This is a genomic window from Streptococcus suis (genome assembly GCF_016743335.1).
Classification (GTDB): domain Bacteria; phylum Bacillota; class Bacilli; order Lactobacillales; family Streptococcaceae; genus Streptococcus; species Streptococcus suis_Y.
Window position 1 is genome coordinate 1 of sequence record NZ_WCJE01000055.1, and the last position, 12861, is coordinate 12861.

General features: G+C 41.9%; 13 protein-coding genes. 4 read left to right on the top strand and 9 right to left on the bottom strand.

Going from position 1 to position 12861, the window contains the following annotated elements:
- Positions 1-106 precede the first annotated feature (106 nt).
- From F9856_RS10965 to trpX, 3 genes are read right to left on the bottom strand one after another with little or no spacing between them, the layout of a single operon-like run.
- Complete coding sequence (locus tag F9856_RS10965; protein WP_029175674.1) at positions 107-865, bottom strand: ABC transporter ATP-binding protein; 759 nt, start codon at positions 863-865, stop codon at positions 107-109.
- Positions 862-1728, bottom strand: coding sequence for an ABC transporter permease (locus F9856_RS10970; protein WP_024382426.1), 867 nt, complete (start codon positions 1726-1728; stop codon positions 862-864). The genes F9856_RS10965 and F9856_RS10970 overlap by 4 nt, the downstream gene beginning before the upstream one ends.
- A gap of 22 nt (positions 1729-1750) precedes the next feature.
- A complete protein-coding gene (trpX, locus tag F9856_RS10975) occupies positions 1751-2752 on the bottom strand; it encodes a tryptophan ABC transporter substrate-binding protein (protein ID WP_202106620.1) in 1002 nt (333 codons plus the stop codon).
- Between the two features lie 827 nt (positions 2753-3579).
- Between trpX and F9856_RS10980 the strand changes: the two genes are divergently transcribed.
- Positions 3580-5238 (top strand): Rqc2 family fibronectin-binding protein, encoded by a 1659-nt coding sequence (locus tag F9856_RS10980; protein WP_202106621.1) that lies wholly within the window; start codon positions 3580-3582, stop codon positions 5236-5238.
- A 25-nt stretch (positions 5239-5263) separates the two neighbouring features.
- Here the strand turns inward: F9856_RS10980 and budA are convergent, their stop codons facing one another.
- Genes budA through F9856_RS10995 form a run of 3 tightly spaced genes read right to left on the bottom strand, consistent with a single transcriptional unit; the run spans position 5264 to position 8369 of the window.
- A complete protein-coding gene (gene budA / locus F9856_RS10985; RefSeq protein ID WP_202106622.1) occupies positions 5264-5980 on the bottom strand; it encodes an acetolactate decarboxylase in 717 nt (238 codons plus the stop codon).
- Between the two features lie 3 nt (positions 5981-5983).
- Complete coding sequence (locus tag F9856_RS10990; protein ID WP_202106623.1) at positions 5984-7213, bottom strand: tetratricopeptide repeat protein; 1230 nt, start codon at positions 7211-7213, stop codon at positions 5984-5986.
- A complete protein-coding gene (locus F9856_RS10995; RefSeq protein ID WP_024398740.1) occupies positions 7203-8369 on the bottom strand; it encodes an AI-2E family transporter in 1167 nt (388 codons plus the stop codon). The genes F9856_RS10990 and F9856_RS10995 overlap by 11 nt, the downstream gene beginning before the upstream one ends.
- Positions 8370-8504: 135 nt before the next feature.
- Here F9856_RS10995 and F9856_RS11000 point away from each other — a divergent pair, with 135 nt between their 5' ends.
- Positions 8505-9509: a lactonase family protein gene (locus F9856_RS11000; protein WP_029188944.1), complete on the top strand. Its 1005-nt coding sequence runs from the start codon at positions 8505-8507 to the stop codon at positions 9507-9509.
- Positions 9510-9572: 63 nt separating this feature from the next.
- Positions 9573-9758, top strand: coding sequence for a hypothetical protein (locus F9856_RS11005; RefSeq protein ID WP_202106624.1), 186 nt, complete (start codon positions 9573-9575; stop codon positions 9756-9758).
- 45 nt (positions 9759-9803) lie between these two features.
- On the opposite strand, the gene F9856_RS11010 is transcribed toward F9856_RS11005, so the two are convergent.
- Together F9856_RS11010 and eno are read right to left on the bottom strand one after the other, a co-directional pair.
- On the bottom strand, positions 9804-10433 hold the full coding sequence (locus F9856_RS11010; protein WP_202106625.1) for an HAD family hydrolase: 630 nt from the start codon (positions 10431-10433) through the stop codon (positions 9804-9806).
- A 252-nt stretch (positions 10434-10685) separates the two neighbouring features.
- Positions 10686-11993, bottom strand: coding sequence for a surface-displayed alpha-enolase (gene eno / locus F9856_RS11015; RefSeq protein WP_002935704.1), 1308 nt, complete (start codon positions 11991-11993; stop codon positions 10686-10688).
- A 149-nt stretch (positions 11994-12142) separates the two neighbouring features.
- Between eno and F9856_RS11020 the strand changes: the two genes are divergently transcribed.
- A complete protein-coding gene (locus tag F9856_RS11020; protein ID WP_202106626.1) occupies positions 12143-12595 on the top strand; it encodes a DUF1694 domain-containing protein in 453 nt (150 codons plus the stop codon).
- A 9-nt stretch (positions 12596-12604) separates the two neighbouring features.
- On the opposite strand, the gene F9856_RS11025 is transcribed toward F9856_RS11020, so the two are convergent.
- Positions 12605-12832 carry a hypothetical protein gene (locus tag F9856_RS11025; protein WP_202106627.1) on the bottom strand — a complete coding sequence of 76 codons (228 nt, stop codon included), beginning with the start codon at positions 12830-12832 and terminating at the stop codon, positions 12605-12607.
- Between the last annotated feature and the right edge of the window lie 29 nt (positions 12833-12861).

The following is a 12861-nucleotide window of genomic DNA, read 5'->3' on the forward strand; positions in this document are numbered from 1 at the left end:
GAGGTAAAAACCTCTTTTATATAGCAGCATTTCACATTAACGGATTAGAATAGAGACTTTGGACAAAATCGCTATAGCTGTTGTTAACACAGAATGAATCCGTCATCTAATCAAACAACTTATAATAATCTTCCAGTTTCATCTTGGATTTTTCTTCAGCCGTTTGGTCCTGAATAATCTGACCATTTTTCATGACAATCAAGCGATTACCGTGACGCAGAGCATCTTCCATCTGGTGAGTGACCATGAGGGCCGTCATTCCCTTGGTCGCAATCAATTCGTCCGTTAATTGCATCAAAGATTGGCTGGTTTTTGGGTCAAGGGCTGCAGTATGTTCATCCAAGAGCAGGAGTTCCGGTTGTTTCAAACTCGCCATCAACAAACTCAATGCCTGGCGTTGACCACCTGATAAGAGCCCTGCTGGCGTATCCAGATGTTTTTCTAGACCATTTCCCACTCTCGGCAAAAGCTGGGCAAATTCTTCCGTCTGTTGAGCCAATCTGCGTGGCACTAAGCCCCGTCCCTCGCCACGGTACTTAGCTATCAGTAGATTTTCTGCCACCGTCATCCGTGGCGCTGTACCCATTTTAGGATCTTGGAAAACACGTGCCAGATACTTAGCACGTTTTTCTGCAGGCCAATTGGTCACGTCCTCACCAAGAATATGGACTGAACCACTAGTCAAGGGTAGGGTTCCAGCAATGACATTAAAGAGGGTTGACTTCCCAGCCCCATTTCCACCCAAAATGGTAATAAAATCACCCTGGTAAATGGTCAGATTGACATTGTCCAAAATCACACGTTCTTCATCAAAACCGTTTGTCACCACCTTGGTGGCATTTTTTAATTCAACAATTGCTTTCATCGTGACAGACTGGCTCCTTTCAGAAGTTTATTTTTCAACTCAGGAACCATGAGACAAGTTGCCAGAATCATGGCCGAGAAGATACGGAGGTAGCTGGTATTGATACCGAGGGAAATGACCACCAAAATTAAGAACTGATAGAAAATCGCTCCGACAACAATGGCCAAGAATCGTTCTAACATAGTAAGGTTACCATAAATTACCTCACCGATAATCAGACTAGCCATACCGACCACAATGACTCCAATACCACGCGACACATCCGCATAGCCTTCTTGTTGTGCAATCAAGGCACCTGCAAGAGCGATGATCCCATTTGAAAGAACAAGACCTAGCAACTCCATTCGACTTGTATTGATACCAAAACTGCGAGCCATATCTGGATTATCCCCTGTTGCAATAAAGGCTTGTCCAAGGCGAGTATAGAGGAAGAACATCAAGGCACCAATCACCACCGCTAGGCTACCTAGACCTAGCAAGAGACCATTAATTTGCTCAGAAAAAGGAAGGAAATCTTGTAAACGTTTGGTATTCAGTAAGCCTAGATTTGCCCTACCCATGATAAATAGAATGACAGAGTGACAGGAAGACATGACCAAGATACCAGCTAGGAGAGTGGGAATTTTCCCCTTGGTATAAAGCAAGCCTGTGACAAAGCCCGCCAAACAGCCAACAAGAACTGCTGCTAGAGTAGCCAAGATAGGATGAACTCCTTGCGTCAATAAGGTAACAGCAACCGCTCCTCCAAGCGGGAAAGAGCCCTCTGTCGTCATATCAGGAAAATTCAGAATCCGAAAGGTAACGAATATTCCCAAACCTAGTACAGCCCATAAAAGAGCCTGTGAAACTGTTGATACAATCATATTTTTCCTTTTCTCTTATCTCTTATTCGATAACCTTGCTTGCTTTACTAATCACATCATCTGACAAGATAATTCCTAATTCTTTAGCAACTTTTTGGTTGACAACAACGGTACCCTCGTTAAAGATTTGTACAGGTGTATCCGCTGGATTGGCACCATCAAGAATTTTCGCAGCCATTTTACCAGTTGCCACACCCAAGTCATATTGACTAAGGGTAACAGATGCGATACCTCCGCCTTCTACCATATCTTCTACGCTGGTGAATATCGGAGTTTTGGTTTTATTTGCCACAGATACGACAGTTGAAAATGCTGAGGCAACTGTGTTGTCTACTGGTGTAAAGAGAACATCTGCTTTACTACTTGCGACCTCTACTGTCGCTGCAATTTCATTACTAGAAGCAACTGCATATTCAAGAACAGTATAGCCAGCCTCTTCTGCTGCTGCCTTAAATTCCGCTACTTGAATTTTTGAATTATCTTCATTTGAAGAGTAGAGAATACCGATTGTTTTAGCGTCTGGTGTAATTTCTTTAATGAGAGAAACTGCGTCTGCTACTGGTGTTTGGTCTGATACCCCTGTAATATTTCCACCAGGATTTTTCAAGTCAGTTACCAAGTTGGCTCCGACTGGATCTGTCACAGCTCCCATGATAATGGGTAATTCTGTCGTAGCGTTTGCTAATCCCTGTGCAGCAGGTGTTGCGATACCAATCAATAATTCATTGCCATTGTCCACCAATTTTTTACTCATGGTTTGAACCTGTGACTGATCACCTTCTGCATTCATAAAATCAATTTCTAAATTATCCGTTGTGGTATAACCACCTTCTTTAAGGCCTGCCTTGATTCCCTTATAAATTTCGTCTAATGAATCATGGGTCACGAACTGCAGAACCCCAATTTTAACTTTTTCAGAACTAGCAGACTGACTGCTCTGCTCTTTTTGCGTCAAAAACAGGGCAGCAACTACCATAACAGTAAGGGCAACAATTGTAGCAAGTAAATTTTTATTTTTCAACATATTCATTCTCCTCGTAAAATACACAATATACAATTTCTACGTCATCAATATATTATCCCACCATCGCCATCGTTTCATCATGATTACCTCGTTTAGATAATAGTCTTTCAGTTTGCTTTTAGTACTAGGCAACGAGCTGCAGGCAGTACTAAAGTACGGCAAAGCGAGTTAACGACGTAATAAAAGATAAACTGAATGACTAAAGGAAAAAGCCCCCGCAGGAAAAACCAACCTGCGAGGGCGTCAATGACACGGTGCCACCTCACTTATGGGAATTGTCTAGAATCCTCCCATATCTCATCTCCTCTAACAAGGAGTTGCACTGTAAGGTGTGCCAACCGAACTATCATTGTTTTAAGTTCATTTGCGTGATTGATTTGGCTAGTTACTTCGTTAACTCTCCTTGCTATACCGCCAGTATAAGCTGCGTCGACCTGCCTCGTACTCAGCCAAAACAGTCTACGCAAAGTATGGTATACCAAACAATCCTTGTGAATTTAGGGCATTTTAGGACTAGGCAGTCGGGTGAAGGCAGTACTGGTGGTACGGCAAGCACGACTAACGACGTCATAAAATAGACATAAATACACATCAGCCCATTTCATAAAACTCCGCCACCCGTTCCCAGTACCACAGGCTCCCTGAAGACTTCTGCTTTACTACTTCTTCTGATTACAGACGATTATACGGCATCAAAATCACTTTGTCAATACTTTTGATTAAATTTTCTGAAAACTTTTTATGTCAGTAGGGACTACCAGTCTCATCAAAAAACATCAAAATATGATATACTAGACTGAGTTATAGCTATTAGAAAGAGGAAAACCATGTCTTTTGACGGATTTTTTTTACATCACATGACGGCTGAGTTAAGGGCCAATTTAGAAGGTGGGCGGATTCAGAAAATCAACCAACCCTTTGAACAGGAGATTGTCCTCAACATCCGCAGCAACCGTCAGAGCCATAAATTGCTCCTGTCCGCCCATTCGGTCTTCGGGCGAGTTCAGCTGACCCAGTCGGATTTTACCAATCCCAAGGTGCCCAATACCTTTACCATGATTCTGCGGAAATACTTGCAGGGAGCTATTATCGAGGAGATTCGTCAGTTGGACAATGACCGCATCTTAGAATTTTCGGTGTCCAACAAGAACGAGATTGGCGACCATATCCAAGCAACCTTGATTGTGGAAATCATGGGCAAGCACAGCAATATCATCTTGGTAGACAAGTCTGAACAGCGGATTATCGAAGCCATTAAACACATTGGTTTCTCGCAAAATTCCTACCGGACCATCCTGCCAGGTTCAACCTACATTCGTCCACCGGAGACGCATTCTCTCAATCCTTATACGGTGTCTGATGAGAAATTGTTTGAAATCTTATCGACTCAGGAACTGAGTCCAAAAAATCTCCAACAGGTCTTTCAAGGTTTGGGGCGGGATACGGCTTCTGAATTGGCCAATCATTTGCAGACAGACCGCCTCAAGAACTTCCGTGCCTTTTTTGACCAGGCTACACAGCCTAGCCTGACAGACAAATCCTATGCTGCTCTGCCATTTGCCAATAGCCCTGAAAACCAGCCACACTTTGAGAGCCTGAGCAGTCTGCTGGACTTCTACTATCAGGACAAGGCGGAGCGGGATCGGGTGGCCCAGCAGGCCAATGAGCTGATCAAGCGGGTAGCCAGTGAGTTGGAGAAAAATCGCAAGAAACTGGTCAAGCAGGAGCAAGAATTGGCGGATACGGAGACGGCGGAGTTGGTGCGGCAAAAGGGCGAGCTCTTGACCACCTATCTGCATCAGGTGCCCAACGACCAGTCGAGTGTGCGGTTAGACAACTACTATACGGGCGAGGAACTGGAGATTGAGTTGGATGTGGCTTTGACTCCTAGCCAGAATGCCCAACGTTATTTCAAAAAGTACCAGAAACTCAAGGAGGCGGTCAAGCACCTGACCAACTTGATTGAGGAAACCAAGGCAACCATTGTCTATCTGGAGTCCGTTGACACCATGCTGGGACAGGCTAGTCTGGCAGAAATCGATGAAATCCGTGAGGAATTGATTGAAACAGGCTACCTCAAACGCCGTCATCGTGAGAAAATCCATAAGCGTCAGAAACCTGAGCGATACTTGGCGACGGACGGGAAAACCATTATTCTGGTTGGGAAAAATAACCTGCAAAATGATGAATTGACCTTCAAAATGGCAAAGAAAGGTGAACTTTGGTTCCATGCCAAAGACATTCCAGGCAGTCATGTGGTCATCACAGACAACTTGGACCCAAGTGATGAGGTCAAGACCGATGCGGCGGAGTTAGCCGCCTACTTCTCCAAGGCTAGACATTCTAACTTGGTCCAAGTCGACATGATTGAGGCCAAGAAACTTCACAAACCGACAGGTGGCAAACCAGGCTTTGTGACCTACCGAGGTCAGAAAACCCTCCGTGTCACCCCAACTGAAGACAAAATAAAATCCATGAAAATCTAGTTCATGGATTTTTCTGTATTGAAACCTACTCCGCCTTATCAATATCTTCTCTAACTTCCTTAGCGTTGAACTTAGCAAAAAGATACTGGCGGTCTTGAACAGGAAAACGTTGGTCTAGTTGATCTACTGGTCCCACTTCCACCATTCCTTCTGAGATAACATAGTCCATGACATGCCCGCCAAATGTCAAATCATCCGAAATAAAATGCAAATGATAGCCAGCCACACTGACACCATGGAAAATCTCTGGCGTCCAAATACCAACAATGGTACCTGAAATATTCTCAGCGGTATACTCAGGCTGGCGACTTGCCACTTCCGCAAAACGAACATCAGAAGCCGATTTTGGAATCATGCGCACGTGCATATGCGAAAACATCCCTTTTATTTTGATGGAACGAAAGAGATTTTCCCCATCATAATAGGATTCAATCCGCTGATGCAATTCATCGCTAGTCATTTCAAAACGTTGTTTGAAAATCACTTCTGCCTCATGGAAAATAACCGCCGCATAGGGAACTTTCATATCAGCTGGAACTTCAACCACTTCTGGTTTCTCCCCTGCACCCTTGGCCTGATAAGCCTTTCCATCCAAGACAATCAGCTCGCCATCAATGGAATCCAGGGTTCCCAAACCCAAATCACCATGTTCCAACAATTCGCCAACCGTCAAGGAGCCGCCATACAGTCCAGCCATTAAGGCACCTAAGGTATTGTATTGAAATAATCGATTTACTTGCATAACCTACTCTTCATTCAAAAATTCTTGCATGGCTAAATCGTCTGGCACCAATTGGATATAACGACTAGCTTGCTCTTTTGCCTCATCCAAACGACCAAGTTGACGTAAAACCGCTACGTAATCTGCCAAAAATTCAGGATTCTCAGCCAATTCTCCAGCCAATTCATCGTAAAGCTCAATAGCTTCATCGTCTCTTTCTAGAGCTTGATAGGCTTTGGCCACATTCCAGCGAGCTAGAACGTTATCGACCTCTTCATCAAATAAAGCTACAACCTCTTCAAATCGCTCTTGCTCAAAATACAGATTGGACAAGCGCAGAGCTAGTTCGTTACTATCATCTGCCACCTCTTTTGCCCGTAGAAGATAATCTTCTGCCCCCGCCTCGTCATGCAATTCATAGGCATACTGTGAAGCCTGAAGCAAGAGATTGGCATCAAAGTCATTTTTAGCTAGGCCTTTTTGAGTCATAGCCAAGGCTTCATCAATTTTATGCTCGGCATGGAGAGATTGAGCATAGGCATATTCATAGCCCTCAAAATCAGGATTGATGGTATCCAACTGCTTGAAATAGAGATTTGCTTTTTGGTATTCTTCTCGTTCAAATAGCAGAGCTGCCAATTCAAAGACCGTCTGATCATCGTATTCCAACTCAACAGCCTTTTCCAAAAATTCAATGGCGGCTTCAAATTTCCCTAAACTTGCATAGGCAATACCAATTCGCTGATAGGTAGAAACTCCCGTTAATTCGTAGATTTCACGATTATCCAGCTGGGCATAGTAGGAAATAGCCTCATTAAAAAGCTCCAGTTCCATATCCAATTCTGCTAAGCCAAAGAGGATGATGGGTTCATCTGATAAGTGACTTGCTTCTAACAATTTTTCACGCGCCACATCCGACAAGCCTTCTGCCTGATACAGGTCCGCCTTAACCAACAAGGCTTCCACATAGACAGGACTGTCTTCTGAAATTTCCTCCAAGTATCCGAAAGCTTCTTCGACCATGCCGTCTTCAAATGCTATTTGGGCAAGATTGATCAGTACTTCGGGAAATTCTTCTTTGACCTGTTCATAGATTTGTCTAGCCTGTGGGAAAAAACCAATGCCTTCTAAGTAGGCTGCCAAGGACAAAAGCGTTTCGCTATCATCTTGCACCAAGGCGCGCTTGAAATACTTATCTGCCTTGTCTAAATCCTGTTGGTCCAAACAAACCAACATTTTTTCACTATTGTTCATTCACAACCTCATTTTCTTCATCTTCATACAAACTACTGTGTGCCTTGTACCATTCAAATGCCGCTTTCACTAAAACCTTAATAGAGGCATATATTGGAATTCCCAGAAGAACTCCTAGGACACCGTACATCTGACCAGCTGTCAATAATACGAATAAAATGGTAATCGGATGAATACTTAGGGAGCTTCCGATAATCAATGGCGTCACAAAACGACCTTCTATAGTCTGCTCAATCATAAAGACTACTAAAACCTTTATCAGCATGATTGGACCAGCAATCAATCCTAAAATAACAGCTGGAATCATGGCCAAGAAAGAACCCAAATACGGAATTAGATTGAGGAAACCAGCCATCACCCCCAAAGTTATTGGATAGCTAAGACCAATGATTGAGAACATCACTGAGAACATCAGGGCAACAATAATCGCAACGGTCACCTGACCACGAACATAGTTTGATAATTGCCCATTCACATCTGATAGTACTGTTCCAATCGGTTCTCTCCACTTGGTTGGTAGATATTGGGTGATGTGTTTATTCAAATACTGACCATCCCGTAACAGATAAAAGAGAATAAAAGGCATAATCAGAACAGCAACAATAATTTGAGATGCTGTCGAAATCAAATTACTTGCCCAGTTCACAGCACTTGTTGAAAATTTTTGCGCATAAGCAACTGCTTGATCATTGACCTTATTTAACAATTCCAATGCAGTAGGACGAAATTGTTCAAATCTTTGGTCCTGCAATAAGCTAGTCACTTGCCCTTCGATTTTCTGGATATTCGAAGGAAGATTTTGCGCAAAGGATGTCACTTGCTCTTGAATACTCGGAATTGCCACCGCCAGTCCCCATATAATGAGAAGACTGATTAAAACAAAGAGAATGGAAATACCAACTGTACGAGAAATTTTATGCTTTTCCATCCAGTCAACCATCGGATTTAATAGGTAATACAAAAGACCTGTTAAAATCATCGGTAACAATACAATTTCTAAAAAGCTTCCTATTGGTCTGAATAAAAAACTAATTTTACTAAAAATAAATATAGTCAAAAAAGTCAGCAAGGTTACCAATAAAAATGTCACCGCTTGGCTATTTAAAAACAAGCGGAAAAACCAAGTCAGACTAAATTTTTGATGCTTATCTTCCATCTAATACACTCCTAGTCTTTTTTTCTATTGTAACATGGAGAAAGGATTTTTGTAAAAATCAACTACAGAATTTATACGACTTTCTCAGAAAAACATGGTATAATTTTATCAATCATTTCCAAAAAGGAGAATTCTATGACTATCTATTTCGGTACCTACACAAAACGTGAATCAAAAGGAATTTATAAAGCAAATTTTGATTCTGAAACAGGACAACTTAGCAATCTAGAATTGGTCACTGAAGAACCTAACCCTACCTACCTTGCCTTTGATAAGGCCGGACATCTATACTCCGTCGGCGCTGAAAATGGTCTAGGAGGTATCGCTGCCTTTAATGCTGACTATACTCTACTCAACCATGTTGTATCAGAGGGCGCACCACTTTGCTATGTCGCTGTAGATGAAACAAGAGATTTAGTTTATGGCTCCAATTACCACAAAGGGCAACTACTTGTTTATAAACGTTTGGCGGATGGTTCGCTAGAATTAGCTGATGTCGCTCAACACGAAGGATCTGGGCCGCACGAAAACCAAGCTTCCGCCCATGTTCACTTTTCTGATTTGACGCCCGATAAATTTTTAGTAACCTGTGATTTAGGATGTGATCAAGTGGTAACCTATAAGGTATCTGACCAAGGAAAAGTAGAGAAAATCGCAACCTATCAGGCTGCGCCAGGAAGTGGTCCAAGACACATTGTCTTCCATCCTGTCGCAAAAATCGCCTATCTCATCTGTGAACTCAATTCAACTATTGAGGTGCTTATCTATGACGGCTGGGGACAATTTGAACACCTACAAACTGTCTCTACTCTCCCAGAAGACCATACTGGTTTCAACGGTACTGCCGCTATTCGCATCACAAAGGATGGTAAATTCATTTATGGATCCAACCGCGGAAACGACTCTATCGCAGTCTACAAAACGCTTGCTGATGCCAGCTTAGAATTAGTTGAAATCGTCCCAACAAATGGAAAAACTCCTCGCGATTTCACGCTTAGTCCTGATGAAAAGCATTTGATTGTTGTCCATCAAGATTCTGACAATGCAACTGTATTCGAAAGAGATGCCGAAAATGGCTGTTTGACTGAGCTTTCACACGATTTCTATGTTCCTGAAGCAGTTTGCGTTACATTTTTATAAGTCGTTTCAGTTGTGAAATCCGTACAGTTTTGGTTTAATAGTTTCATAGGAGGTGTTTTCACCATGAATCCAGTAGATCTTTTTAACCAAGTAAAAGAATTGATTGCAAACAAAGACTTTGATGGTGCAAAACAATTTATCGAAGAAAACAAAGACCAATTCGGTAAATACTTGGAACAAGCAAAAGGCTTGTTATCAGGTTCTGAAGGTGTTAACGGTCTTTTAGATAAAGTTAAAGGCTTGTTCTAATACATGTAAAAACTAGGCTGAGAATGTTCAGTCTAGTTTTTTTGTTTATTCAAAAATATTTGTTATCTCTTGCAATGAGGGAATTACCCAATCGCTCTTCAATTTTTCATTTTCACTGGCATGCTTTCCAAAACCTGTCAGTATCCGTACAGTCCACATTCCCAAAGATTTAGCAGGCAGAATATCATTATCATACCTATCCCCGACATAGACAACTCTATCTGCAGGGATGTTTGCTTTTTGCAAGGCAAGTGTGAAAATAGTTGTATCTGGTTTAGATAGCCCAACCTCTTCAGAGAGGATGATGAGTTGAAAATAAGACTCAATTCCCCACTCTTTAAGCAGATCTCTAACACTACTAGACTGATTGGCAACAATCCCCAATCGATAGTTTTGTGATAACTTCTCTAGAGCATCTATTGTTTCAGGATACAGGCTCACACCCTCATTTGTCCATAAAGGACGTGGCTCGGTCGGTGCAAAATAGTGCCAGGTCGCACGAATGGGATCCAGCGACTTATGAGCATACTCCACCATTTTCTTTTTATAAGAATCTGATGAAACCTCTATATCCAGAGACTCTAACTTCTTCACACACTTGTCTATATAATAACCATAAGCAGCCTCTTCATCTAAAAGCGTCGAACCCAAATCAAAAAATATCCACTCTATCATCCCACTCTCCATCTCTTTTCAACATGAGAATACTTAAGTTGATCTACCTTTTTAGAATATCATTTTATCAATATCAAGGCAAAGAAAATTCCCTAGGAAAACCAAGAGGTTTTACTAATCCCTTGTTATTCTAACTCGGGGATAAATTTTAGTACACTGTACATAGAAAAAACAAGTCCGCAGATTTCGGACTTGTTCTTATGATAACCCTCGCTATGCTAGCTCGGGGATAAAACAGTCTCCCAGACTGTTTTATTTTTTCAAGTTGTAGAATGAGTTCAAGCCTTTGTAGACTGCAACTTCACCAAGTTGATCTTCGATACGAAGCAATTGGTTGTATTTAGCGATACGGTCTGTACGTGACAATGAACCAGTCTTGATTTGGCCAGCGTTAGTTGCAACTGCGATGTCAGCGATTGTTGAATCTTCAGTTTCACCTGAACGGTGTGATACAACGGCAGTGTAGCCAGCTTCTTTAGCCATTTCGATAGCTTCAAATGTTTCAGTAAGAGTACCGATTTGGTTAACTTTGATAAGGATTGAGTTAGCAGCACCTTCTTTGATACCACGTGCAAGGTAGTCAGTGTTTGTTACGAAGAAGTCGTCACCAACCAATTGAACGCGTTTGCCAAGACGCTCAGTAAGAGCTTTCCAGCCATCCCAGTCGTTCTCATCCATACCATCTTCGATAGTGATGATTGGGTATTTGTTAACCAATTCTTCAAGGTAGTCGATTTGCTCTGCAGATGTACGAACAGCCGCGCCTTCGCCTTCGAATTTAGTGTAATCATAAACTTTACGCTCTTTGTCGTAGAATTCAGATGACGCACAGTCGAAACCGATCATGATGCCGTTTTCGCCAGCTTCGTAACCAGCAGCTTCGATAGCTTCGATGATTGTTTCAACGCCGTCTTCAGTTCCTTCGAACTTAGGAGCGAAACCACCTTCGTCACCAACAGCTGTTACCAAACCACGAGCTTTCAAGATTTTCTTCAAAGCGTGGAATACTTCAGCACCCCAACGAAGACCTTCTTTGAATGAAGGAGCGCCAACTGGCAAGATCATGAATTCTTGGAAAGCGATTGGAGCGTCTGAGTGAGAACCACCGTTGATGATGTTCATCATTGGAGTTGGCAATACTTTAGTGTTGAATCCACCAAGGTAAGTGTAAAGTGGCACTTCAAGGTAGTCAGCAGCAGCACGCGCAACAGCGATAGAAACACCGAGGATTGCGTTTGCACCCAATTTACCTTTGTTAGGAGTACCGTCAAGAGCGATCATAGCGCGGTCGATAGCTTGTTGATCACGAACGTCAAAACCGATGATAGCGTCAGCAATCACGTTGTTCACGTTGTCAACAGCTTTTTGAGTACCAAGACCAAGGTAACGAGATTTGTCACCGTCGCGAAGCTCAACTGCTTCGTGCTCACCAGTAGAAGCTCCTGAAGGAACCATACCACGTCCGAAAGCACCTGATTCAGTATAAACTTCAACTTCAAGTGTAGGGTTACCGCGTGAGTCAAGGACTTCGCGAGCGTAAACATCAGTAATAATTGACATTATATTACTCTCCTTTGAGTTTAAAATAGTTACATAGCTATCATACCCTAAAAGAAGGGATTTTTCAAGAAAAAACAGGTTATTTTACTGAAAGAAATAATGTAAACGCCTTCCTTTTCAAAGTTAACTGAGTATGTTATACTGAAATCATGAACGATTTAAATACTACCATACTACAGAAAGCCTCTGGCGAAACACGATTGAATCCAGATGAACAACGTCTATACATGGGAACCTATCGCGAACGGGTTGTCCTGCTCGTTTCCTTTGACGATTTGAGTAGTGAAGTCGTCGGAAATAAGTTCGATACAATTTGCCAAAAACTAGCAAACAGCTACTCCCCTCTATTCCTCAAACTCTCGCCAGCCCTGTCTGACAAGCAACAAATTTCACTACTAAAAATTGCTCAGACCTACGGCATTACTACCGCTATCATTGATGAAAAAATCGGGCAATCTCCCTACGCACTTGTCTTTCACACAAATCACGCTGTGGATAATGAAGAAGTTAGCTTAGGATCCATATTTCCAAATCTTATCTCAAAACCAGAAGAAAAAAAGGAAGATGCAAAACCTTCCTTCTGGAAAAAATTATTTGGTTAGACTTATTTATCAATAAAGCAGTATAAATATTAAAGCAAAAATAATACAGGATAGACAAAGAATTCCTAGCAATCTTCCCTTTTCACTTTTTTCGTTAAAAAAGATAACAGTCCCATTCCCTCTTATTAAATTTGTTTCTGTCCCCCTTTCATTTTTAGAAAGTCTCATAAGGGATACTAGCTTTAGAATACAAATAATAATGAATAAGATAACGGCTACATATTTCACTAATTCCATCTTTGTTGACCTCCTAACTGAAGAATTCT

Excerpts from the sequence above, each read along its gene's own strand:
- F9856_RS10965 (WP_029175674.1), bottom strand. The coding sequence starts at position 865 with ATGAAAGCAATTGTTGAATTAAAAAATGCCACCAAGGTGGTGACAAAC.
- F9856_RS10970 (WP_024382426.1), bottom strand. The coding sequence starts at position 1,728 with ATGATTGTATCAACAGTTTCACAGGCTCTTTTATGGGCTGTACTAGGT.
- trpX (WP_202106620.1), bottom strand. The coding sequence starts at position 2,752 with ATGTTGAAAAATAAAAATTTACTTGCTACAATTGTTGCCCTTACTGTT.
- F9856_RS10980 (WP_202106621.1), top strand. The coding sequence starts at position 3,580 with ATGTCTTTTGACGGATTTTTTTTACATCACATGACGGCTGAGTTAAGG.
- budA (WP_202106622.1), bottom strand. The coding sequence starts at position 5,980 with ATGCAAGTAAATCGATTATTTCAATACAATACCTTAGGTGCCTTAATG.
- F9856_RS10990 (WP_202106623.1), bottom strand. The coding sequence starts at position 7,213 with ATGAACAATAGTGAAAAAATGTTGGTTTGTTTGGACCAACAGGATTTA.
- F9856_RS10995 (WP_024398740.1), bottom strand. The coding sequence starts at position 8,369 with ATGGAAGATAAGCATCAAAAATTTAGTCTGACTTGGTTTTTCCGCTTG.
- F9856_RS11000 (WP_029188944.1), top strand. The coding sequence starts at position 8,505 with ATGACTATCTATTTCGGTACCTACACAAAACGTGAATCAAAAGGAATT.
- F9856_RS11005 (WP_202106624.1), top strand. The coding sequence starts at position 9,573 with ATGAATCCAGTAGATCTTTTTAACCAAGTAAAAGAATTGATTGCAAAC.
- F9856_RS11010 (WP_202106625.1), bottom strand. The coding sequence starts at position 10,433 with ATGATAGAGTGGATATTTTTTGATTTGGGTTCGACGCTTTTAGATGAA.
- eno (WP_002935704.1), bottom strand. The coding sequence starts at position 11,993 with ATGTCAATTATTACTGATGTTTACGCTCGCGAAGTCCTTGACTCACGC.
- F9856_RS11020 (WP_202106626.1), top strand. The coding sequence starts at position 12,143 with ATGAACGATTTAAATACTACCATACTACAGAAAGCCTCTGGCGAAACA.
- F9856_RS11025 (WP_202106627.1), bottom strand. The coding sequence starts at position 12,832 with ATGGAATTAGTGAAATATGTAGCCGTTATCTTATTCATTATTATTTGT.